The 19,515-nt window shown below is 70.4% G+C and carries 20 protein-coding genes and 2 pseudogenes; 14 read left to right on the forward strand and 8 right to left on the reverse strand.

Features of this window, described 5'->3' with window-relative positions; translation table 11 throughout:
* Positions 1-36: 36 nt before the first annotated feature.
* The 4 genes from ACQPXB_RS15015 to mptB form a co-directional block, all read right to left on the reverse strand.
* Entirely contained in the window at positions 37-1,014 is a 978-nt protein-coding gene (locus ACQPXB_RS15015; protein ID WP_386951497.1) for a COX15/CtaA family protein, read from the reverse strand.
* Positions 1,015-1,096: 82 nt separating this feature from the next.
* Positions 1,097-1,822 carry an ABC transporter permease gene (locus ACQPXB_RS15020; RefSeq protein WP_432856638.1) on the reverse strand — a complete coding sequence of 242 codons (726 nt, stop codon included), beginning with the start codon at positions 1,820-1,822 and terminating at the stop codon, positions 1,097-1,099.
* Between the two features lie 59 nt (positions 1,823-1,881).
* The gene (locus tag ACQPXB_RS15025) at positions 1,882-2,808 is read right to left on the reverse strand and encodes an ABC transporter ATP-binding protein (protein ID WP_366583305.1); all 927 of its coding nucleotides are present in this window, start codon (positions 2,806-2,808) and stop codon (positions 1,882-1,884) included.
* Positions 2,809-2,814: 6 nt separating this feature from the next.
* Positions 2,815-4,443 (reverse strand): polyprenol phosphomannose-dependent alpha 1,6 mannosyltransferase MptB, encoded by a 1,629-nt coding sequence (gene mptB, locus ACQPXB_RS15030; protein ID WP_432856641.1) that lies wholly within the window; start codon positions 4,441-4,443, stop codon positions 2,815-2,817.
* A 134-nt stretch (positions 4,444-4,577) separates the two neighbouring features.
* Here mptB and ACQPXB_RS15035 point away from each other — a divergent pair, with 134 nt between their 5' ends.
* Genes ACQPXB_RS15035 through ACQPXB_RS15065 form a run of 7 tightly spaced genes read left to right on the forward strand, consistent with a single transcriptional unit; the run spans position 4,578 to position 11,107 of the window.
* Positions 4,578-5,447: a helix-turn-helix transcriptional regulator gene (locus ACQPXB_RS15035; protein WP_386951501.1), complete on the forward strand. Its 870-nt coding sequence runs from the start codon at positions 4,578-4,580 to the stop codon at positions 5,445-5,447.
* Complete coding sequence (gene sufB, locus ACQPXB_RS15040; protein ID WP_364047737.1) at positions 5,444-6,892, forward strand: Fe-S cluster assembly protein SufB; 1,449 nt, start codon at positions 5,444-5,446, stop codon at positions 6,890-6,892. Before ACQPXB_RS15035 ends, sufB begins: the two co-directional genes overlap by 4 nt.
* 2 nt (positions 6,893-6,894) lie before the next feature.
* Positions 6,895-8,067, forward strand: coding sequence for a Fe-S cluster assembly protein SufD (sufD, locus tag ACQPXB_RS15045; RefSeq protein WP_366583306.1), 1,173 nt, complete (start codon positions 6,895-6,897; stop codon positions 8,065-8,067).
* Positions 8,068-8,108: 41 nt separating this feature from the next.
* On the forward strand, positions 8,109-8,879 hold the full coding sequence (sufC, locus tag ACQPXB_RS15050; protein WP_354882361.1) for a Fe-S cluster assembly ATPase SufC: 771 nt from the start codon (positions 8,109-8,111) through the stop codon (positions 8,877-8,879).
* A 52-nt stretch (positions 8,880-8,931) separates the two neighbouring features.
* The gene (locus ACQPXB_RS15055) at positions 8,932-10,245 is read left to right on the forward strand and encodes a cysteine desulfurase (protein ID WP_366583307.1); all 1,314 of its coding nucleotides are present in this window, start codon (positions 8,932-8,934) and stop codon (positions 10,243-10,245) included.
* The gene (gene sufU, locus ACQPXB_RS15060) at positions 10,245-10,694 is read left to right on the forward strand and encodes a Fe-S cluster assembly sulfur transfer protein SufU (protein WP_366583308.1); all 450 of its coding nucleotides are present in this window, start codon (positions 10,245-10,247) and stop codon (positions 10,692-10,694) included. The genes ACQPXB_RS15055 and sufU overlap by 1 nt, the downstream gene beginning before the upstream one ends.
* Complete coding sequence (locus tag ACQPXB_RS15065; protein WP_366583309.1) at positions 10,691-11,107, forward strand: metal-sulfur cluster assembly factor; 417 nt, start codon at positions 10,691-10,693, stop codon at positions 11,105-11,107. Before sufU ends, ACQPXB_RS15065 begins: the two co-directional genes overlap by 4 nt.
* Before the next feature lie 165 nt (positions 11,108-11,272).
* On the opposite strand, the pseudogene ACQPXB_RS15070 reads toward ACQPXB_RS15065, so the two are convergent.
* The 3 genes and pseudogenes from ACQPXB_RS15070 to ACQPXB_RS15080 all read right to left on the reverse strand — a co-directional run.
* A pseudogene (locus tag ACQPXB_RS15070) lies at positions 11,273-11,503 on the reverse strand (Imm1 family immunity protein); the annotation flags it as partial.
* A gap of 2 nt (positions 11,504-11,505) precedes the next feature.
* Positions 11,506-11,802: a DddA-like double-stranded DNA deaminase toxin gene (locus ACQPXB_RS15075; RefSeq protein WP_432852354.1), complete on the reverse strand. Its 297-nt coding sequence runs from the start codon at positions 11,800-11,802 to the stop codon at positions 11,506-11,508.
* 41 nt (positions 11,803-11,843) lie between these two features.
* Complete coding sequence (locus ACQPXB_RS15080; protein WP_432852357.1) at positions 11,844-11,996, reverse strand: hypothetical protein; 153 nt, start codon at positions 11,994-11,996, stop codon at positions 11,844-11,846.
* A gap of 189 nt (positions 11,997-12,185) precedes the next feature.
* Here ACQPXB_RS15080 and ACQPXB_RS15085 point away from each other — a divergent pair, with 189 nt between their 5' ends.
* The 4 genes from ACQPXB_RS15085 (at position 12,186) to lepB (ACQPXB_RS15100) (ending at position 14,600) form a co-directional block, all read left to right on the forward strand.
* A complete protein-coding gene (locus ACQPXB_RS15085; protein ID WP_366583313.1) occupies positions 12,186-12,596 on the forward strand; it encodes a hypothetical protein in 411 nt (136 codons plus the stop codon).
* Entirely contained in the window at positions 12,593-12,928 is a 336-nt protein-coding gene (locus tag ACQPXB_RS15090) for a YnfA family protein (RefSeq protein WP_366583314.1), read from the forward strand. Before ACQPXB_RS15085 ends, ACQPXB_RS15090 begins: the two co-directional genes overlap by 4 nt.
* Before the next feature lie 29 nt (positions 12,929-12,957).
* Positions 12,958-13,740 (forward strand): signal peptidase I, encoded by a 783-nt coding sequence (gene lepB, locus ACQPXB_RS15095; protein WP_432852361.1) that lies wholly within the window; start codon positions 12,958-12,960, stop codon positions 13,738-13,740.
* A 74-nt stretch (positions 13,741-13,814) separates the two neighbouring features.
* Entirely contained in the window at positions 13,815-14,600 is a 786-nt protein-coding gene (lepB, locus tag ACQPXB_RS15100) for a signal peptidase I (RefSeq protein ID WP_432852364.1), read from the forward strand.
* Here the strand turns inward: lepB (ACQPXB_RS15100) and ACQPXB_RS15105 are convergent.
* Positions 14,524-16,456: pseudogene (locus ACQPXB_RS15105) on the reverse strand (ABC1 kinase family protein). The gene lepB (ACQPXB_RS15100) and the pseudogene ACQPXB_RS15105 sit on opposite strands and share 77 nt — an antisense overlap.
* Positions 16,457-16,667: 211 nt before the next feature.
* On the opposite strand from ACQPXB_RS15105, the gene ACQPXB_RS15110 reads away from it, so the two are divergent.
* The 3 genes from ACQPXB_RS15110 (at position 16,668) to ACQPXB_RS15120 (ending at position 19,382) form a co-directional block, all read left to right on the forward strand.
* Positions 16,668-17,219, forward strand: a complete 552-nt coding sequence (locus ACQPXB_RS15110) for a snapalysin family zinc-dependent metalloprotease (protein WP_386951523.1) — start codon at positions 16,668-16,670, stop codon at positions 17,217-17,219.
* 304 nt (positions 17,220-17,523) lie between these two features.
* Positions 17,524-18,738 carry a sensor histidine kinase gene (locus ACQPXB_RS15115; protein ID WP_432852368.1) on the forward strand — a complete coding sequence of 405 codons (1,215 nt, stop codon included), beginning with the start codon at positions 17,524-17,526 and terminating at the stop codon, positions 18,736-18,738.
* On the forward strand, positions 18,735-19,382 hold the full coding sequence (locus ACQPXB_RS15120) for a response regulator (protein WP_432856644.1): 648 nt from the start codon (positions 18,735-18,737) through the stop codon (positions 19,380-19,382). Before ACQPXB_RS15115 ends, ACQPXB_RS15120 begins: the two co-directional genes overlap by 4 nt.
* The last annotated feature ends 133 nt before the right edge of the window (positions 19,383-19,515 follow it).

The raw sequence follows: 19,515 nt of genomic DNA on the forward strand, positions 1-19,515 counted from the left end.
CGACGGAGAGTTACGAAGGCGTGGCCGTCCGGGGCGTCAGCCGGCCGGGGTGAGTTCGAGGTCGGCCGGGGGTGCCGGCTCCAGCGAGACCGCCGGGCCGCGGTCGCGGGTGCCGGTCCACAGCGTCGCGGTGACGACGATGACCAGGGCCGAGCCGAGCACGTGGAACGACACCATCGCCTCGGGCACGCCGAGCGCGTACTGCACCGTTCCCAGCACGCCCTGCGCGAGCGCCACCGCCCAGACCCACGCGTAGCGCTGCCACACGCTCTTCGGCGCGCCCACGCGCAGCAGCTGCAGGCCGAAGACCGCGAGCACCACGAGGTAGACGATCAGGAGTCCGCTGTGGACCTGGGCGAGCTTCTCGATGGGAACGTCGAGGCGGTGGGTGTGGATGTCGCCGCCGTGGGGGCCGGCGCCGGTGACGGTCGTGCCGGCGATGAGGACGGCCCACATCAGCACCGTCAGCAGCACCAGCACCTTGCGGCCCAATGGCGGCACGAGCGGGCGCGCGGGTTCGTCGCCTTCGCGGAACGCGCGCAGCAGCAGCACGGCGAGCCAGATCAACGGCGTGGACGCGAGGAAGTGGATCGCGACCGTCCACCATTCCAGCTTCGCCAGCACGGTGATGCCGCCGAGCACGGCCTGCAGCACGACACCGCCCGGCATCGTCCACGCCAGCACGAGCAGGCGCTTGCGGCTCGGGTGGTCGATGAGGATGCGCCACGCCGTCAGTACCGCCAGGGCGGCCACGACGATGACCGCGCCCGTCAGCATGCGGTTCGAGAACTCGATCCACTGGTTGACCGCGTGGATCCCGGGGTGCTGCACCGGCACGAGACTGCCGGGCACGCACTGCGGCCACGTCGGGCAGCCGAGGCCCGAACCCGTCACCCGCACCACGGACCCCGTGACGCCGATGCCGCCCATCGCCACCACGGAGGCGATCCCGACGGCCCCCTGGACCGCGACGGACGGATAGGGCAGGCGGGCGATCAAACTGCGAAGAGACACGGGGGAATCGTACTCGCGCACAATTCCGCGCTTTCCCGCTGTGTGCGTGGAGACGCTTTTCTCACACCCGTTTCACGGGCACTCAGGTAAGTTTTGTGGTCCGTGTCGCGATAAGTCCGGCCACGATCGCCCACACCGCCAGCGCGGCCATCGGCCCGAAGGCGAAGTGGCCGTCGACCAGTGCCGCACGCATGCCTTCCGCGAGCGCGCCCGAGGGCAGCAGTGAGACGACCACGCCGAGGCCCGTCGGCAAAGCCGAAGGCGCCAGCAGGATTCCGCCGGCGAGCAGCAGCACGAACCACACGATGTTGGCCAGCGCCAGCACCGCTTCGGCGCGCAGCGCGCCACCCAGCAGCACGCCCAGGGCACCGAACGCGGCCGTGCCCAGCACCAGCAGCACGATCGCCGCCGCGATCCCGGCGCCCGAAGGCGACCAGCCCAGGAACGCCGCCACCACGCCGATCACGATCGACTGCAGCACGACCACCACGAGCGCCGCGACCACGCGCCCGGCCACGAGGAGCCAGCGCGGCAGCGCGGTGGCCGAAAGCCGCTTGAGCACGCCGTAGCGCCGGTCGAAGCCGAGCGCGATGGCCTGTCCCGTGAACGCCGACGACATCACGGCCAGCGCGAGGATCCGCGGCGTGATCCAGTCCACTTTGGACGTCGAGCCGAGCTGGCTCGCGGGCAGGATGTCGAGCAGGCTCAGGCCGATGAGCAGCGCGAGCGGGATGATCAGCGTGAGCAGCAGCTGTTCGCCGTGGCGCAGCGTCAACGCGGCCTCGACGCGCGCGTGCGTGCGCAGCATCCGGCCCAGCGGCCCGCGGCCCGGCGCGGGGGTGAAGGTGCCTTCGGGGAACGTCGTGCTCACGCTCGCAGCTCCCGTCCGGTCAGCTCGAGGAAAACCTCTTCCAGCGTGCGCCGCCCCACCTGCAGCTGTTCGGGCAGCACGCCCTGTTGCGCACACCACGACGTGACGGTAGACACCACCTGCGGATCCACCGCGCCTTCCACGAGGTACGAACCCGGCGAGGACTCGGTCACGCGATACCCCTCCGGCAATGCCGCCGTGAGCAGCGACAGGTCCAGCCGCGTGCGCGCGCGGAACCGCAGCTGCGCCGCGTCTCCTTCTTCCAGCGTCAGCGCGTGGGGCGAGCCCTGGACGACGACCTTGCCGTGGTCCACGATCACGACCTGGTCGGCGAGCGCTTCGGCCTCTTCCATGAGGTGCGTGGTGAGCAGCACGCTCACGCCGTCGCTGCGCAGCGCGGCCAGCAGCTCCCACACCAGGCGCCGCGCCTGTGGGTCCATGCCCGCGGTCGGCTCGTCGAGGAACACCAGCTCGGGCCGCCCGACGAGCGCGCACGCGAGCGAAAGCCGTTGCTGCTGCCCGCCCGAGAGGCGTTTGAACGGGGTGCGCTTCGCGCCGGCCAGCCCGAGCACGTCGAGCAGCCACGCGGGGTCGAGCGGGTTCGCCGCGCACGAGGCCACCAGGCCGAGCATCTCCGCCGCGTGCACACCCGGGTAGGCGCCGCCGCCCTGCGGCATGATGCCGACGCGCGGGCGCAGCCGGGCGCTGTTCTTCACGGGATCGAGGCCGAGGACCCGGACGTTTCCGGCGTCAGGCTTGCGAAACCCTTCGCAGATCTCCACCGTGGTCGTCTTGCCCGCGCCGTTGGGGCCGAGCAAGGCCAGCAGGCAGCCACGCTCCATCCGCAGGTCGAGCCCGTCGACCGCAGTGGTGGAGCCGTAGCTTTTCACCAGGCCGGTGATCTCGACCGCGGGGTTGTCCACAACGAATCACGATACGACGTCCACCACGGCGGGCCGTTCCGGGGACGTCCTGGAGAGCAGGAGCGGCGAAAGCCGGTACACCCACGCGAGCCCGCCGAGCGTCACGAGCACGGCGGCGCCGTAGGCCCACGGCAGGATGTAGGCGTGGCCGTCGAACGTGCTCCCGGTGGGCGGCAGCAGGAACGGCAGCCCGGCGCTGATCACGGTCGCGGCCACGCGGAACCGCGACGTGCCCGCCGCCGCGGCCAGGGGGATCACGGCCCACAGCACGTACCAGGGCTGCAGGTTGATCTGCAGGATCATCGCGGCGCCGAGCGCCACCCCGAGCCCGATGATGGGCCGGTAGCGCCACTTGAAGCTGGCCCACAGGAATTTCACGGTGACGAACGCCGTCACCAGGTAGCCGAGCGCGCCGACGATGGGCACCAGCGCGTCGGTGTGGTTGCCCAGGCCCAGCGCGATGCCGAGCACCCCGGTGAGGTTCGCGAGCTCGGCGGTGGGGGAGATCCACGAGCGCACGAGGCCGGGGGTGCCGAGCGCGCCGATCCAGCCGAAGCCCAGGCCGGTGCCGTAGCAGACGGCCACGAGCACCACGCCGAACAGCGCCGCCATCGGCACGCCCGCCCACACGAGGTCCTTGATCCGCCCGTGCCAGCGCCGCGCCACCATCACGGCGAAGAACGGCAACGCGAGCAGCGCCGGCACCTTGACCGCGGCCCCGAGCGTGATGATCGCGACACCGAGCCCGATGCACAGCAGTTCGCCCCGGGCCAGCGGTGGCGGCGTGTCGCCCTTGATGCGCACCGGCAGCCGCCGGATGCCGACCTCGAGCCCGGCGACCATCAGCCCGATGGCCAGCGCGTCGTTGTGGGCGCCGGCGATGAAGTGGAAGATCAGCAACGGGTTGGCCGCGCCCAGCCACAGCGCCGTGACCGGTTGCACGCCGAAGCGGCGCGCCAGCCGCGGCACGGCCCACACGATGAGGACCACGCCGACGAGCGCCAGGCCGCGCTGCAGCAGTACACCCGTCACGATGTTGTTGCCGCCGATCGGCGCGAGCCAGCCGCCCAGGCGCAGCAGCAGCGGCCCGTACGGCGCCGGCGTCTCGCGCCACATGTTGGCCACGCCCGCGGTGAGCGGGTCGGCCACGCCGAGCGCCTGGGCCGGGCCGAGGGTGTACGGGTCCATCCCGCGGTGCACGATCTCGCTCTGCGCGAGGTAGCTGTAGACGTCCCGGGAGAACAGGGGCGGGATGAGCAGCAGCGGCGCCACCCACATCGCGATCGTGCGGGCCATCTGGCCCTGGCCGGCCAGACGGGCGCTCGCGGGCCGGGCGAAGCGGCCGAGCATGAGCCAGCTCAGCACGAGGATGCCCATGCCCGAGAACGCGGTGGCGAGCGAGACCGTCGGGATGCGGGTGAACAGGCGCAGGACCGGCAGGTCCTGCACCGGGTTGATCACCGGCGCCGCGCCGGCGCCGAGCGAGCCAAGCGCGAGGAACAGCGAGCCGACCGTGCCGAAGCGGCGGACGACGTCGAGGCCGCGGCGTTCGGCCTGGTCGAGCGGCTGCGGCTCGTGCGGGCGGACGGGCGAAGGTGGCGCCACGGCCGTCGCCGTGTCGCCGGGTGTGCCCACTTCCGGGTCCCGTTGCACGGGTTGCTCGCCGACTGCCACGTCAGGAAGGGTATCGAGTCCCTTCCGTGGTGACTCGGGTCACTGCCGGACACCCCGCCTTTGCTCCTGCGCCGGAAATAAGACACACTTGTGTTGTGAAAAAGAACGGGACGCCCGAGGACGAGGTCTGCGAGGAGTTCGGCGATCAGCCGCGCACCGCGGACGTCGGCGTTCCCGTGCAGGTCAGCCCGGCCAATGTGGCCGAAGGACGCACCCGTCACGAGGTGGCACGCCTGCTTCTCGAGCAGGGTCCGATGACCGCTGTAGTGGTCGCGGAACAGCTCGGCATCAGCCCCGCGGCCGTCCGCCGGCACCTGGACGCGCTGGTGGCCGACGGCGAGGCCGAGACGCGCGACGCGCCCCGGCGCGGTCCGCGCGGGCGCGGGCGCCCGGCCAAGTTCTTCCTGCTCACCGAGCCGGGCCGCGCCCGGTTCGGGCACGCCTACGACGACCTCGCCGTGTCGGCCATCCGGTTCCTCGCCGAGCACGCCGGCCCCGACGCCGTGCGCGCCTTCGCCGAGAGCCGCGTCGACGCGCTGGTGGGCCCGCACCGCTCCGCCATCACCGGTTCGAGTGATCCCGCGGAGCGCGCCGAGGCCCTGGCCACGGCCCTGACCAGGGAGGGCTACGCTGCGTCGACCCGCCAGGTCGGGGTTGGCGAACAGCTTTGCCAGCACCACTGCCCGGTCGCGCACGTCGCCGCGGAGTTCCCGCAGCTGTGCGAGGCCGAGACCGAGGCGTTCGCCCGGCTGCTCGGCACCCACGTGCAGCGGCTGGCGACGATCGCACGCGGCGACAACGCGTGCACCACACACGTACCCGTCGGCACGTCGGGTATCCCGGCCCTTCCCGAGCCGGACAGCACCAGGCCCTCCGGGACGACCGAGGCGGTTGCGGCGACGCAGCCGGCGCGGGCGGACCGGGGGCGTACAGCACGGATCCCGAATGGAGGGAAACCCGCATGACTGCCGCTGCCGAGCAGCGCACTCCCACCACCGCGCCACTGAGCCAGGAAGAGACCATCGAGTCCCTTGGCAAGTACGCGTTCGGCTGGGCCGACTCCGACGAGGCGGGCTCGACCGCCCGCCGCGGACTCAACGAGGACGTCGTCACCGACATCTCCTCGAAGAAGTCCGAGCCGGAGTGGATGCGCGAAGCCCGCTTGAAGGCGCTCAAGCTCTTCGAGCTGAAGCCGATGCCGAACTGGGGGGCCGACCTCTCCGGGATCGATTTCGACAACATCAAGTACTTCGTGCGCTCCACGGAGAAGCAGGCGGCCAGCTGGGAAGAACTTCCCGAGGACATCAAGAACACCTACGACAAGCTGGGCATCCCCGAGGCGGAGAAGCAGCGTCTCGTCGCCGGTGTCGCCGCGCAGTACGAGTCCGAGGTCGTCTACCACCAGATCCGCGAGGACCTGGAGGCGCAGGGCGTGCTGTTCCTGGACACCGACACCGCGCTCAAGGAGCACCCGGAGATCTTCCAGGAGCACTTCGGCTCCGTGATCCCGGCCGGTGACAACAAGTTCTCCGCGCTGAACACGGCGGTGTGGTCCGGCGGCTCGTTCATCTACGTGCCCAAGGGCGTGAAGGTGGACATCCCGCTGCAGGCCTACTTCCGGATCAACACCGAGAACATGGGCCAGTTCGAGCGCACGCTCATCATCGTCGACGAAGACGCCTACGTGCACTACGTCGAAGGCTGCACCGCGCCGATCTACCAGTCCGACTCGCTGCACTCGGCGGTCGTGGAGATCATCGTGAAGAAGGGCGGCCGCTGCCGCTACACGACGATCCAGAACTGGTCGAACAACGTCTACAACCTGGTCACCAAGCGCGCCAAGTGCGAAGAGGGCGCGACCATGGAGTGGATCGACGGCAACATCGGTTCCAAGGTCACCATGAAGTACCCGTCGGTGTTCCTCATGGGCGAGCACGCCAAGGGCGAGGTCCTCTCGGTCGCGTTCGCGGGCGAGGGCCAGCACCAGGACGCGGGCGCCAAGATGGAGCACCTCGCGCCGCACACCTCCTCGACCATCGTGTCGAAGTCGGTGGCGCGCGGCGGCGGCCGGACCTCCTACCGGGGCCTGGTCCGCGTCGCGAAGCGGGCGCACCACTCGCGCTCCAGCGTGGTCTGCGACGCCCTGCTGGTCGACACGATCTCGCGCTCGGACACCTACCCGTACGTGGACATCCGCAACGACGAGGTGTCCATGGGCCACGAGGCCACGGTGTCCAAGGTCAGCGAAGAGCAGCTGTTCTACCTGATGTCGCGCGGTCTCGACGAGGCCGAGGCGATGGCGATGATCGTGCGCGGGTTCGTGGAGCCCATCGCGCGTGAGCTGCCGATGGAGTACGCGCTCGAGCTGAACCGCCTGATCGAGCTCCAGATGGAAGGGTCCGTCGGCTAGTCATGTCGGTTACCGAGAACAACGTTGCCGAGTCGATGCGGGAGGGCGCCGTCATTCCGGCGGCCTCCCGCGCCGAGCGGTTCACCTCCTACGACGTCGAGGCCTTCGAGGTCCCGGGCGGCCGTGAGGAGAACTGGCGCTTCACCCCGATGAAGCGCCTGCGCGGCCTCCACGACGGCACGGCCGTCGCGTCCGGCGAGATCACGCTGGACGCGGACGCCGCGCCCGAGCTGAAGATCGAGACCGTCGGCCGCGACGACGCTCGCCTCGGCGAGGCCGGCGTGCCGAGCGACCGGATCGCGGCGCAGGCCTACTCGTCCTTCACCCAGGCCACAGTCGTGACGGTGCCGAAGGAGACCGCCGCGTCGAAGCCCTCGACGCTGCGCATCCACGGCCCCGGCGAGGGCAAGGTCGCCTACGGGCACCTGCAGGTCCGCGTCGAGGCGTTCGCGCAGGCCGTGATCGTGCTCGACCACGTGGGCTCCGGTACCTACGCCGACAACGTCGAGTTCGTCGTGGGCGACTCCGCGAAGCTCACCGTGGTCAGCGTCCAGGACTGGGCCGACGACGCGGTGCACGTGTCCGAGCAGCACCTCAAGCTCGGCCGCGACGCGGCGCTGAAGCACATCGTGATCACCCTGGGCGGCGACCTGGTCCGCGTCTCGCCGACGGCGGCCTTCGCCGAGCGCGGCGGCGACGTGGAGATGCTGGGCGTGTACTTCTCCGACGCCGGCCAGCACCAGGAGCACCGGCTGTTCGTGGACCACGCGGTGCCCAACTGCAAGTCGCGCGTGATGTACAAGGGCGCGCTGCAGGGTGACGGTGCCCACAGCGTGTGGATCGGGGACGTGCTGATCCGGGCGGCCGCCGAGGCCACCGACACCTACGAGCTCAACCGGAACCTGGTGCTCACGCCGGGTGCGCGGGCCGACTCGGTGCCGAACCTGGAGATCGAGACCGGCGAGATCGAAGGCGCCGGCCACGCGAGCGCGACGGGAAGGTTCGACGACGAGCAGTTGTTCTACCTCCTGTCGCGCGGGATCCCGGAGGACTCCGCGCGCCGGTTGGTCGTGCGCGGGTTCTTCCACGAGATCCTGGTCAAGATCGACGTTCCCGAGGTGCGCGAGCGCCTCGAGGCCGCCATCGAGGCCGAGCTCGAAGCCGTGGGCGCCTGAGCCCCCTCGTCCGTCCACACCAGACTTTTAGGAAACTGAGAATGGCTACCCTGGAAATCAAGGACCTGCACGCCTCGGTGAACACCGAGGAGGGTGCGAAGGAGATCCTGAAGGGCGTGAACCTGACCATCCGGTCGGGCGAGACCCACGCGATCATGGGCCCCAACGGCTCGGGCAAGTCCACCCTGTCCTACGCCATCGCCGGCCACCCGAAGTACCAGGTGACCTCCGGCGAGGTGCTGCTGGACGGCGAGAACGTGCTCGAGATGAGCGTGGACGAGCGCGCCCGCGCCGGCCTGTTCCTGGCCATGCAGTACCCGGTCGAGGTGCCCGGCGTCTCGATGTCCAACTTCCTCCGCACCGCGGCCACCGCGGTCCGTGGCGAGGCTCCCAAGCTGCGCCACTGGGTCAAGGAGGTCAAGGAGGAGATGGGCAAGCTCGAGATCTCGCAGGAGTTCGCCGAGCGTTCCGTGAACGAGGGCTTCTCCGGCGGCGAGAAGAAGCGCCACGAGATCCTGCAGCTGGCGCTGCTCAAGCCGAAGATCGCCATCCTCGACGAGACCGACTCCGGGCTCGACGTCGACGCGCTGCGCGTGGTTTCCGAGGGCGTCAACCAGTACAAGGCTTCGAGCGAGGTCGGCGTCATGCTGATCACGCACTACACCCGCATCCTCCGGCACATCACCCCGGACTTCGTGCACGTCTTCGCCGACGGGCGCATCGTCGAGTCCGGTGGCAAGGAGCTCGCCGACGAGCTCGAGGAGAACGGCTACGTGAAGTACGTGGGCAAGGCCGAGCCCGCCGCACTCTGAGTTTCGCCAGCACCACGAGAAGTTCCCGACTACACCGAGAGGAGTTGGCTCGATGACCACCACGGCTTCGAACAGCCCGACCAACTCTGTTCCCCTTGACGTGGCGGCACTGCGTGCCGACTTCCCGATCCTGTCCCGCACCGTGCGCGACGGGAAACCCTTGGTGTACCTGGACTCCGGCGCGACCTCGCAGCGGCCGACGCAGGTCCTCGACGCCGAACGCGCGTTCCTCGAGACCTCCAACGCAGCCGTGCACCGCGGTGCGCACCAGCTCGCCGAGGAGGCCACCGACGCCTACGAGTCCGCCCGCGCGCGGATCGCGGAGTTCGTGGGTGCCTCCCCGGAGGAGCTCGTGTTCACCAAGAACGCCACCGAGGGCATCAACCTCGTGGCGTACTCGATGAGCAACGCGAGCACGGCCGGTCCGGAGTCCGAGCGCTTCAAGGTCGGGCCCGGCGACGAGATCGTGATCACCGAGATGGAGCACCACGCGAACCTCGTGCCCTGGCAGCAGCTGTGCCAGCGCACCGGGGCCACGCTGAAGTGGTTCAAGGTGACGCCCGAGGGCCGGCTCGACCTGTCGGACATCGACGAGCTGATCACGCCGCGCACCAAGCTGGTCGCCTTCGCGCACCAGTCCAACGTGCTCGGCACGATCAACCCGGTCGACGTGCTCGTGGCCAAGGCGAAGTCGGTCGGCGCGCTGACCGTGCTCGACGCCTGCCAGTCGGTGCCCCACGGGGTGTACGGCCAGGGCAACGTCGACTTCGGCGCGCTGGGTGTGGACTTCGCGGCGTTCTCCGGGCACAAGATGCTGGCGCCGTCCGGCATCGGCGTGCTCTACGGGCGCAGCGAGCTGCTCGAAGCGATGCCGCCGTTCCTCACGGGCGGGTCGATGATCGAGCTGGTCCGCATGGAGGGTTCCACGTTCGCGCCGCCGCCGCAGCGGTTCGAGGCCGGCGTGCCGATGACGTCGCAGGCCATCGGTCTCGGCGCGGCCGTCGACTACCTCTCGGCGATCGGCATGGAGCGCATCGCGGCCCACGAGCACCTGCTCACCGAGCACGCGCTCGCCGGGATCAGCGCCATCGACGGTGTCCGCATCATCGGGCCGACCGACATGGCCGATCGCGGCGGCGCGGTGTCGTTCGTGATCGACGGCGTGCACCCGCACGACGCCGGCCAGGTGCTCGACAGCCTGGGCATCGCCGTGCGCGTGGGGCACCACTGCGCGTGGCCGCTGCACCGGGCGTGCTCGGCGCAGGCCACCGTGCGCGCCACGTTCTACCTCTACAACACACTGTCCGAAGTGGACGCCCTCGTCGACGGGATCCGCGAGGCGCAGAAGTTCTTCGGGGTTGCCTGATGAACCTCGAGAGCATGTACCAGGAGATCATCCTGGACCACTACAAGCACCCGCACGGGCGTGGGTTGAGCGACCCGTACGACGCCGAGTCGTTCCAGGTCAACCCGACCTGCGGCGACGAGGTGACGCTGCGCGTGAAGCTCACGGACGGCAAGGTCGAGCAGGTGTCGTACGAGGGGCAGGGCTGCTCGATCAGCCAGGCCTCCACGTCGGTGCTGACCGACCTCGTCACCGGCCACACCGTGGAGGAGGCGTTCACCACCATGGACGCCTTCGTGGAACTGATGCAGGGCAAGGGCAAGGTCGAGCCCGATGAGGACGTGCTGGAGGACGGCATCGCGTTCGCCGGCGTCGCCAAGTACCCGGCGCGCGTGAAGTGCGCCCTCCTCGGTTGGATGGCGTTCAAGGACGCCGTGGCCCGCACCACCACAGGAGCTGAGAAGGCATGAGCGAAGAGACCGTGGCCCCGTCGGCGGACGTCGACCCCCGCGAGGGGCGCACCGCCGCGGACCTGCCGGAGCAGACGGCGTCGTCGGTGCCCGCCGACGTCGCCAAGATCGAGGACATCGAAGAGGCGATGCGCGACGTCGTGGACCCCGAGCTCGGGATCAACGTCGTCGACCTCGGCCTGGTGTACGACATCCGCGTGGAGAAGGACAACTCCGCCACGCTGGACATGACCCTCACGTCGGCGGCCTGCCCGCTCACCGACGTGATCGAAGACCAGACCTCCGCGGCCCTCACCTCCGGCGGCCTCGTCAGCGACTTCCGGATCAACTGGGTCTGGATGCCGCCGTGGGGCCCGGAAAAGATCACCGACGACGGCCGCGAGCAGCTGCGCGCGCTCGGGTTCACCGTCTGAGCCTCCTTCGAGGGAACAGGCCACTCCGCTCGCAGCGGGGTGGCCTGTTCTGTTTCGGTGGATGTATAACGGTCTATACGGCGCCGCGTTGGCTTGCAGCTCCATGCCGGTCGTTCTGCTCCGCGGCCGGTTCAGCACTCCATGCTCGCCGGCCCGCGCGCCACCGGACTCCAGGAACTCCCGGGCCGCCTGTAGCACCAGCTTCCTCGGCACCTCGGCATTGTCCGGGTAGAACACCTCAGCAGTCCCGGCCAGGTAGAGCAGTTCTTCGTCGTCGGGCAGGGGATAAGGCATAGCGTTCTTGCTGAAAACCTCGGCGTCACCCGTCGCGAACCGGATCACCCCGCGGTCACCATCGAGGCCGACCGTCAGTGCAGCGCCCACCGGATCACCCACGATCAGGTGGGCGGCCTGCCCCGGCCCGGCCGCCCTCGACCTTGGCGAGGATGGTCGCCAGCTCCTCTGCTGTCTCGACTTCCATCGCGGTCGAGGTGTGGCCGTCGAAGTATGCGCGGATCACGAGTGTCGCAGCCGAACGGACCATCGTGCGGTTGATGGTTGACCACCACCGTGACGAGTCGGATGTCGACCTGGCGCATGTGCACGGCCAGATTGGTTTCAACGTGCGAGCCGATCACGGTCGGACCCATGCCGTTCCTGCTGCAGGTAGTGCAGCGTGACTTGATAGAGGTCATCTCGGGTCCCGCTGGTCACCGGCTTCATTTCGGCCAGGGCATCATTGGCGGCCCATCGGCCGTGTGCCTTGGATTGCTTCGCTGAGCGCCTGCGCGCTTTCGTCGAGCGCCGCGGCGGCCTGTTCAAGCTGGGTGACTGCGGCGCCTGTCTTTTGGTCCGCCGTGGTCAAAGCAGCGGTGTCGTCGACGTTCACCGAAGAACTTCATCCGGCTGAATGCGGGTATGCCCGGCCACGCAGAGCGCGGCGGTGGAAGTTCTCGTCGAACACGAGCCGGCAGTCGCAAGGCGACCGTGAGGTCGTCGGCGATCTTGGTGGGATCCAGGGCGGTGAAGCTGACCCGAAGGGCCGACGAAAACCAGGCCCGGGTGCTATGACTGGGGCATGACCGAACCGGACAACGAGCGGGAACCCCGGCGGGGACAGGCCGTCGCGGCGGTGGCGATTGCGGCGGTGGCCTTCATGTTGGTCGTGGCGACCTGGATCGCGTGGTTGCTGGTGCGGCCGAGGATGGAGGCGGGGCCGGTGTACCCCATCGTGGGGCAGGTGTTCCTGCTCGTGCTGGGGGCGCTGTTCTTCGTGGGGCTGCTGGCCGGGGTGCTGGCGATCGTGCTGGGCCTGACCGGCGGTGGGCGCGAGTACGGGGGCGAAGTGGCGCGCGCCGGTGTGCTGCTGGGTGGGCTCACGTGTGTGGTCGCGCTGGGTGGGGCGGTGGCGTTCGCGGTCAATCCTCTGTGGACGTCGACGGTGGCCTACTTCGACATGGGGACCCTCGGCAACCCCTTCGGCCGGTGACGGTCCTCAAGTCGATCCTGCTGTTCGTCGCCGCCGCGGTGCTGGAGATCGGCGGCGCGTGGCTCATCTGGCAGGGCGTGCGCGAGCACCGCGGCTGGGCGTGGATCGGTGGGGGGATCGTGGCGCTCGGGCTCTACGGATTCGTCGCCACGCTGCAGCCCGACGCGCACTTCGGCCGCATCCTCGCCGCGTACGGCGGGGTTTTCGTAGCCGGCTCGCTGGCCTGGGGTGTGGTGGCCGACGGCTACCGGCCCGACCGGTTCGACGTGATCGGCGCGCTGCTGTGCCTCGCGGGCGTCGCGGTGATCATGTACGCGCCGCGAACCGGGTAACGCTCGCACAACGCCCGCGATAGATCAGCGTGACCGAACCCGACTTTCCGCCGCCGCCCGCTCCGGTGCAGGTCAGGCGGCGGTTCTCGCCGCTGCTGGCGATCTTCCTGGTGCTCGCCGTCGTCGGCGCCGTGGCCGCCGCGATCGGTGTGGTGAAGGTGCTCGGCTACGGCATGGTGACCGTCCCGGGCGGCTCGATGGCCGCCACCATTCCGCCCGGTACCACCGTGGTCTACAGCTGGGGCGAAGGCCGGGAGATCCACCGGGGCGACCTGGTCGTGTTCCAGGCCGACGCATTGCCCGGCGTGCCGGGCGGCCGGCTCCTCAAGCGCGTGATCGCGGTCGGCGGGGACCGGGTGTTCTGCTGCGACCCGGCGAACCGGATCGAGGTGAACGGCAAGTCGGTCACCGAGCCCTACCTCGACCCGAAGGTCTCGCCCGCCAAGGGCGCGCTGCCGTTCTCGGCGCAGGTTCCGGAAGGTGCGATCTTCGTCGCGGGCGACACGCGCGACAACTCCCGTGACTCCCGGATTTACGTGGACGCGCCGGGCAACGGCGCCATCCCGCTGTCCAAGGTGAACGGTGTGGTCGTGGCGACGGGCAGCATCTTCGCCTCCGACACCTTGAAGCCCACCACGGCGTTCACCGACGCCGGCCTGCCGGGAGCGTCCACTGAGGACACCTCGCTCGCCAACGACCGGTACCTGGCGGCCGGCGGTGCCGCACTGTTCCTGCTCGGGTTCATCGGCGCGATCGTGACCGGCGTGCGGTCCGCCGCAAGACGACGGAAAGCAGCCGTGCCGGCTCACTGATCACGAGCAGGTTGCAGCCGGAAGACCTGGTCGAGCGGCCGGTAACGCCGGCAGGGCCGGCCCGATAGAGGGGCGTGACCGACTTTCCGGCGCCCCCGGCCGCGCCGCCTCGTACGCGCCGGTTTTCGCCGTTTCTGGCGCTTTTCGTCGTGTTCGTCGTGGCCGGCCCCGTGCTCGCGGGGACCGGGGTGGTGAAGCTGTTCGGCTACACCACCGTGCGCATGGGCGAACGTTCCATGGAGGCCACGGTCGGATACGACGAGCCCATGGTTCTCCACTGGGCCGGGAGCCACGAGATCCACCGGGGCGACCTGGTCTTGTTCCAGATCGACGCGTTCCCCGACTCACCGCCCGGCTACCACCTCCTCGATCGCGTGATCGCCGTCGGCGGCGACCGGGTGGTCTGCTGCGGGCCCGACAACCGGCTGCAGGTGAACGGCAAGTCCGTCACCGAGCCCTACCTCGATCCGGTGGTGCCGCTCTCGGCCGGCGCCTACGAGTTCACGGCGCAGGTTCCGCCGGGCGCGATCTTCGTCGCGGGCGACAAGCGCGACATCACCATCGATTCCCGCAGATTCGTCGACGCGCCCGGCGCCGGCGCGATCCCGCTGTCCAAAGTCGACGGAGTGATCGTCGCGAGGGGCACGATCTTCTCCTCCGTGCCCCTCGCACCGACCACAGCCTTCACTGACGCCGGCCTGCCCGGAGCGTCCACTGCGGACACCGGCCTCCGCGTGGCCCGGCAGCTGATCCTCGGTGGTGCCGCGCTGTTCGTGCTCGGGTTCATCGGCTTGATCGTGACCGTCGTGCGCTCCGGCGGAAGACGACGAAGAGCAGCCGCAGGCCCACCAATGCACTGATCACGAGCAGGTTGTAGCCGAAGACCTGGTTGAGCGTCAGGTCCGGCAGCAGCCGCGGGCTGCTCGTGCTGCCGAGCAGCAGCACGGCCATCAGGCCCGTCGTGATGCCCACGAACGCCAATAGCACCTCGTGCACGAGGCCCGTCACGAGGTCGCGGTCGCGTTTGTCGGAGAACAGCCGCACGTTGACCGACAGGCGGCCTTCTTCGAGGGCGGCGCCGATCCGGTCGACGCGGCGGGGGAGCCGGCGCAGCACCGGCAGCAGGGCCAGCACCTCGTCGCGCACGGTCTCGGGCCGCAGGCGCGCGCCGAGCTGCTCGCCGGCGAACGACCGCGATTCGGCGACCACGTCGAAGCCGGGTGCGAGCGTGGCCAGGGTGCCTTCGGCCGTCGCGAGCGCGCGGAAGACGGCGGCGATGGGCGGCGGCACGGCGAGGCGGAAGTCGGCGACCACGCGGAACAGGTCGGTGAGCAGGTCCAGCCCCGGCGCCCGGCCCGGGCCGAAGTGGCGCACGAGCAAGGTGCCGAGCGCGCGTTCCAGGCGCTGCTCGTCGATCTCGTCGGGCCGGTCGACGATCTCCAGCAGTCCGTCGCGCAACGCGGCCGGGTCGCCGCGGTCGAGGGCGAGCAGCAGGTTCTGCAGGCCGGCGCGCAGGCTCGCGTCGAGCCGGCCGACGGAACCGAAGTCGAGCAGGCCGAGGGTGCCGTCGTCGAGCAGGAGGACGTTGCCGGGGTGCGGGTCGGCGTGGAAGACGCCGCCGACGAGCACCTGGTCGAGCAGGCAGCGCAGGAACGCCCGCGCGAGCTCCTCGCGGTCGCCCGGCGCCGCGGTCGAGAGGGGTTTGCCGTCGAGGCGGCCCATCACGAGCACGCGCTCCGTGGACAGTGCTTTGTGGACGGTCGGCAGCGTCACCCCGGCCACGGCCTGGGCCGCCACGGCTTCGATGTTGGCCGCCTCCACGCGGAAATCCAGCTCCTCGGCCAGCGCGTCGGCGAATCCGTCCGCGAGGTCGACGACGCCGAGCGCCCGGGCCCAGGCCGCCCGTTCGTCGAGGAGCGCGGCGAGGCGGCGGACGATATCGACGTCGCGTTCGGCCTGCGCGCGAACGCCCGGCCGCTGGACCTTGACCACGACTTCGGCACCGGACCGCAGCCGCGCCCCGTAGACCTGGGCGATCGACGCCGCCGCGAGCGGTTCCGGGTCGAACTCGGCGAAGACATCGTCCGGGTCGGCGGCGAGTTCCTCTCGCAGCAGGGCGAACACGGCTTCGGCGGGTGCCGGCGCCACGCGGTCCTGCAGCCGGCCGAGCTCGTCGACGAAGGCGGGCGGCAGCAGGTCGGCGCGGGTGGAGAGCAGCTGGCCGAGCTTCACGAACGTCACGCCGCCCTCCTCCAGGGCACGGCGCAGCGACCGCGCGAGCTTGGCGTGGCGGCCGGGCCCGAGGCCGGGTTCGCGACGTCCGGTGAGATATCCGCCGAGGCCGTGGCTGATCGCGATGCGCACGATCCGCGAGTAGCGCCGGGCCCGCGCGACGCGGGCGCGCACCGAACGCAGCTGCCCGAACAACCCGTGCGTGGCACCCGACGGCGCGGCCAGCTCCGCGACGAACAGGAACAGCAGCGTCGCGGCCAGGGCGCACCCGGCCAGCGGGATGAGCAGCCCGACCGCCGCGCCGGCGCTGGTGAGGACCGTGAGCGGGAAGGTCCGGACCACCAGGCCGCCGACGACCCAGCCGAACACCGCCGCGCACAGCGCCCGGAGGTCCGATCCGAACGCCGAGCACCCGACGCGACGCGGCGACGAGCGGCCACAGCACGAGGACGTAGGCGAACAAGCCGACCAGCAGGGTTTCCATGGTCGTCGAGCACACCAGGGTTCGCGGCCTTGCGGTTCCAGCCGCGGCGGGACTGGATTCCCTCTCGCGGGGGACCGTGCTGACGGACGGTACCGGGTCACCTACTTTCGGACGTGGCCGCGGTGATTGGTGAACTCCTAACGTCGTGGATCGAACCGCGGTTGCCGGGTTTCCGGTGGCCGGAGCGGACAATTCGGTGAAGGAGACGCGAATGAGGGCACGCGGGTTCGGGCGCATCGCGGCGATCGCGGTGGCGGTGGCGGCGCCGCTGGGTGTCGGGCTGGTCGCGGGGCCGGGCGCGGAGGCCGCCGCGGCGACCACGGTCTACTACACGTCGAGCGGGGCACCGGATTACGTGGCCCAGATCGACCAGGGCGCGGCGAACTGGAACGCCGCGGTGACCGATGTGAAGCTGGTGAAGCGCTCGTCCGGAGCGACGGTGGTGTTCCACGAGATCCACAGTGGCGGGTCGTATACGCAGACTGACGGGCACGGGAACGGGAACGTTTATCTGGATACGTCTCAGGTGGCCGAAGGGTTTGATCCGACGAGGATTGCGGCGCACGAGTTGGGCCACAATCTCGGGTTGCCGGATGATTACGACGGGCCTTGTTCGGAGTTGATGTCGGGGCACGGTCCGGGGACGTCGTGTACCAATGCCAAGCCGAGTGCGCAGGAGGCGGCGAAGGTGCAGCAGTTGTGGCGAAACGGGTTCGGGGGTGTGAAGGGCGTGGGGACTCGGGTTACGGCTGGGGTTTACTGAGGATTTCCGGGCTTTCCTGATCGGAATGGTGGGTGCGGGAAGGCGCCCCGATTTCTGATTGTGACTACGGTTCAGGGCCATTTGTCAAGGCTGGAAAGAGTACCTTGACAAATGGCCCTGAACCGTGTTTTGGCTTCGGATCGGGGCGGGGGAGGGGCTGGGCGTTCCCGCGCGGTGTGTAAGTCGGCTGCGGTTTTGTCGTGGTGTTGGCTGCGGTTTTGGGGTGGCGTCGGCCGGCGGTTCGTGAGCGTGGTTCCCGCTGTGGAGGGAGGCGGGGAGGCGGGGCGGCTGGGAGGATTCGGGGGTGGGAGTTCTCCGGCCGGTGGTGAGCGGGGTGACCTATCGCCGATGGGTCTACCTGATCCTGGGCGGGGCGATCAGCGTGCCGTACCTGTTGTTCGCGGCGGTGGCGGTGCCTTCGCTGGCGCCGTTCGTGACGTCGATCGGGTGGGCGTCGGTGCTCGGGGTCGTGGTGACGGTGGTGGTGCTGGGGGCGACGTCGTTCCTGCCAGCGGTGCGGGTGCTGGAGGCGGCCGCGGTGCGGGAGCTGCTCGGCGAGGCGGCGGCGGGGCGGCCGGCCACCGTGCGGGCGCGGGCGCGGTACAGCGTGATGTTCGTGCTGCACGTGGGGGTCGGGGCGGTGGTGAGCACCGTGACGCTCGCCGTGCCAGTGGGGTTCGGGTTTTCGGTGAGCGCGGTGTTCACGGGGAAGCTGGTGGACAACGGCACCGAGGTCGTCGCGGTGCACCGGGGGTGGGGGTCGGCGTGGCTGCCGGTGGCGTTCGCGGCCGCGTTCCTGGTGCTGGTCTACGCGGTGTGGGGCGTCGGCGGGCTGCTGCGGCGGGCGGCGGGGGCGCTGCTGGGGATGTCGGCGGCCGAGCGCATCGCGCAGCTCGAGCGGCGGACCGAGCAGCTGGCCGAGCGCACCCGGCTGGCGCGCGAGCTGCACGACTCGGTGGGGCACGCGTTGTCCGTGGTGACGGTGCAGGCGGGGGCCGCGCGTCGCACGCTGCGGACCGACTCGGGGTTCACCGAGCAGGCGCTCACGGCCATCGAGGAATCGGCGCGTACGGCGCTGGAGGACCTCGACCACGTACTCGGGTTGTTGCGCGACGGGGCTTCGTCGCGCAACCCGCAGCCGGGCCTGGCGGAGCTGCCGGCGCTCGTCGAGGCGACGCGGCTGGCGGGCGCGGAAGTGCACGCCGACGTGCGGGGTTCGCTGGCCGCGGTGCCCGCGGTGGTGTCGCGCGAGGTGTACCGGATCCTGCAGGAGTGCCTGACCAACGCGGTGCGCTACGCGGGCCAGGTGCCGGTGAGCGTCGACGTGGCGGTGTCGGCCGGGCAGCTGTGCGCGATGGTGGCGAACCCGCTGGGCGCCGCGCGGCCGTCGCGGGCCCGCGGTGGGCGCGGCCTGCGGGGCATGGCCGAGCGGGCGGAGCTGCTGGGTGGCAAGCTGGCCGCCGGACCGGCGGGGGACCGGTGGGAGGTCGTGGTGACGGTGCCGTGGGCGAACCGATGAACGTGCTGCTGGTCGACGACGAACCGCTCATCCGCGCCGGCCTGCGCGCGATCGTCGACGCGGAGCCGGACCTCACCGTGGTCGGCGAGGCCGCCGACGGCGCCGAGGTCCCCGGGCTGGTCGCGCGCCTGCGTCCCGACGTGGTGCTGATGGACGTGCGCATGCCCGCCGTCGACGGAATCCGCGCGACGCGGCACCTGATGTCCACTGTGGACGCGCCGCCGAAGGTCATCGTCGTGACCACCTTCGAAAACGACGACTACGTGTACGACGCCCTGCTCGCCGGCGCCAGCGGCTTCCTGCTCAAGCGCGCCCGCCCGGAGGAGATCGTCGCGGGCATCCGCACGGTGGCCACGGGTGAGTCCCTGCTGTTCCCGGCCGCCATCCGCCGCCTCGCCGCCGCCCACCCCCGCGGCCCGGCCCGCGACGGCCTCACCTCCGCCGCCCTCACCGACCGCGAACGCGAAGTCCTGCGCCTCATGGCCGCCGGCCTGTCCAACACCGAAATCGCCACGAACCTCTACCTGGGCCTCCAAACGGTCAAAACGCACGTCGGCAACATCCTCGCCAAACTCGGCGCACGCGACCGCACCCAGGCGGTCATCCGGGCTTACGAGTCGGGCTTCGTCACACCGAAACCCTGACTGGCTCGCGCGCCACGACGGACGGCCTGACGTGCGCGGCGAGCCGGACCTCATTGCGCGGCTCGGGATGTGGTGTCGGCCTGATGCCGCAAGCGAGCGACCCCGAGATGCCAAGCCGTGGCACTTCGGCTCG

The sequence above is a fragment of the Amycolatopsis sp. CA-161197 genome (assembly GCF_050942255.1).
Lineage (GTDB): Bacteria > Actinomycetota > Actinomycetes > Mycobacteriales > Pseudonocardiaceae > Amycolatopsis.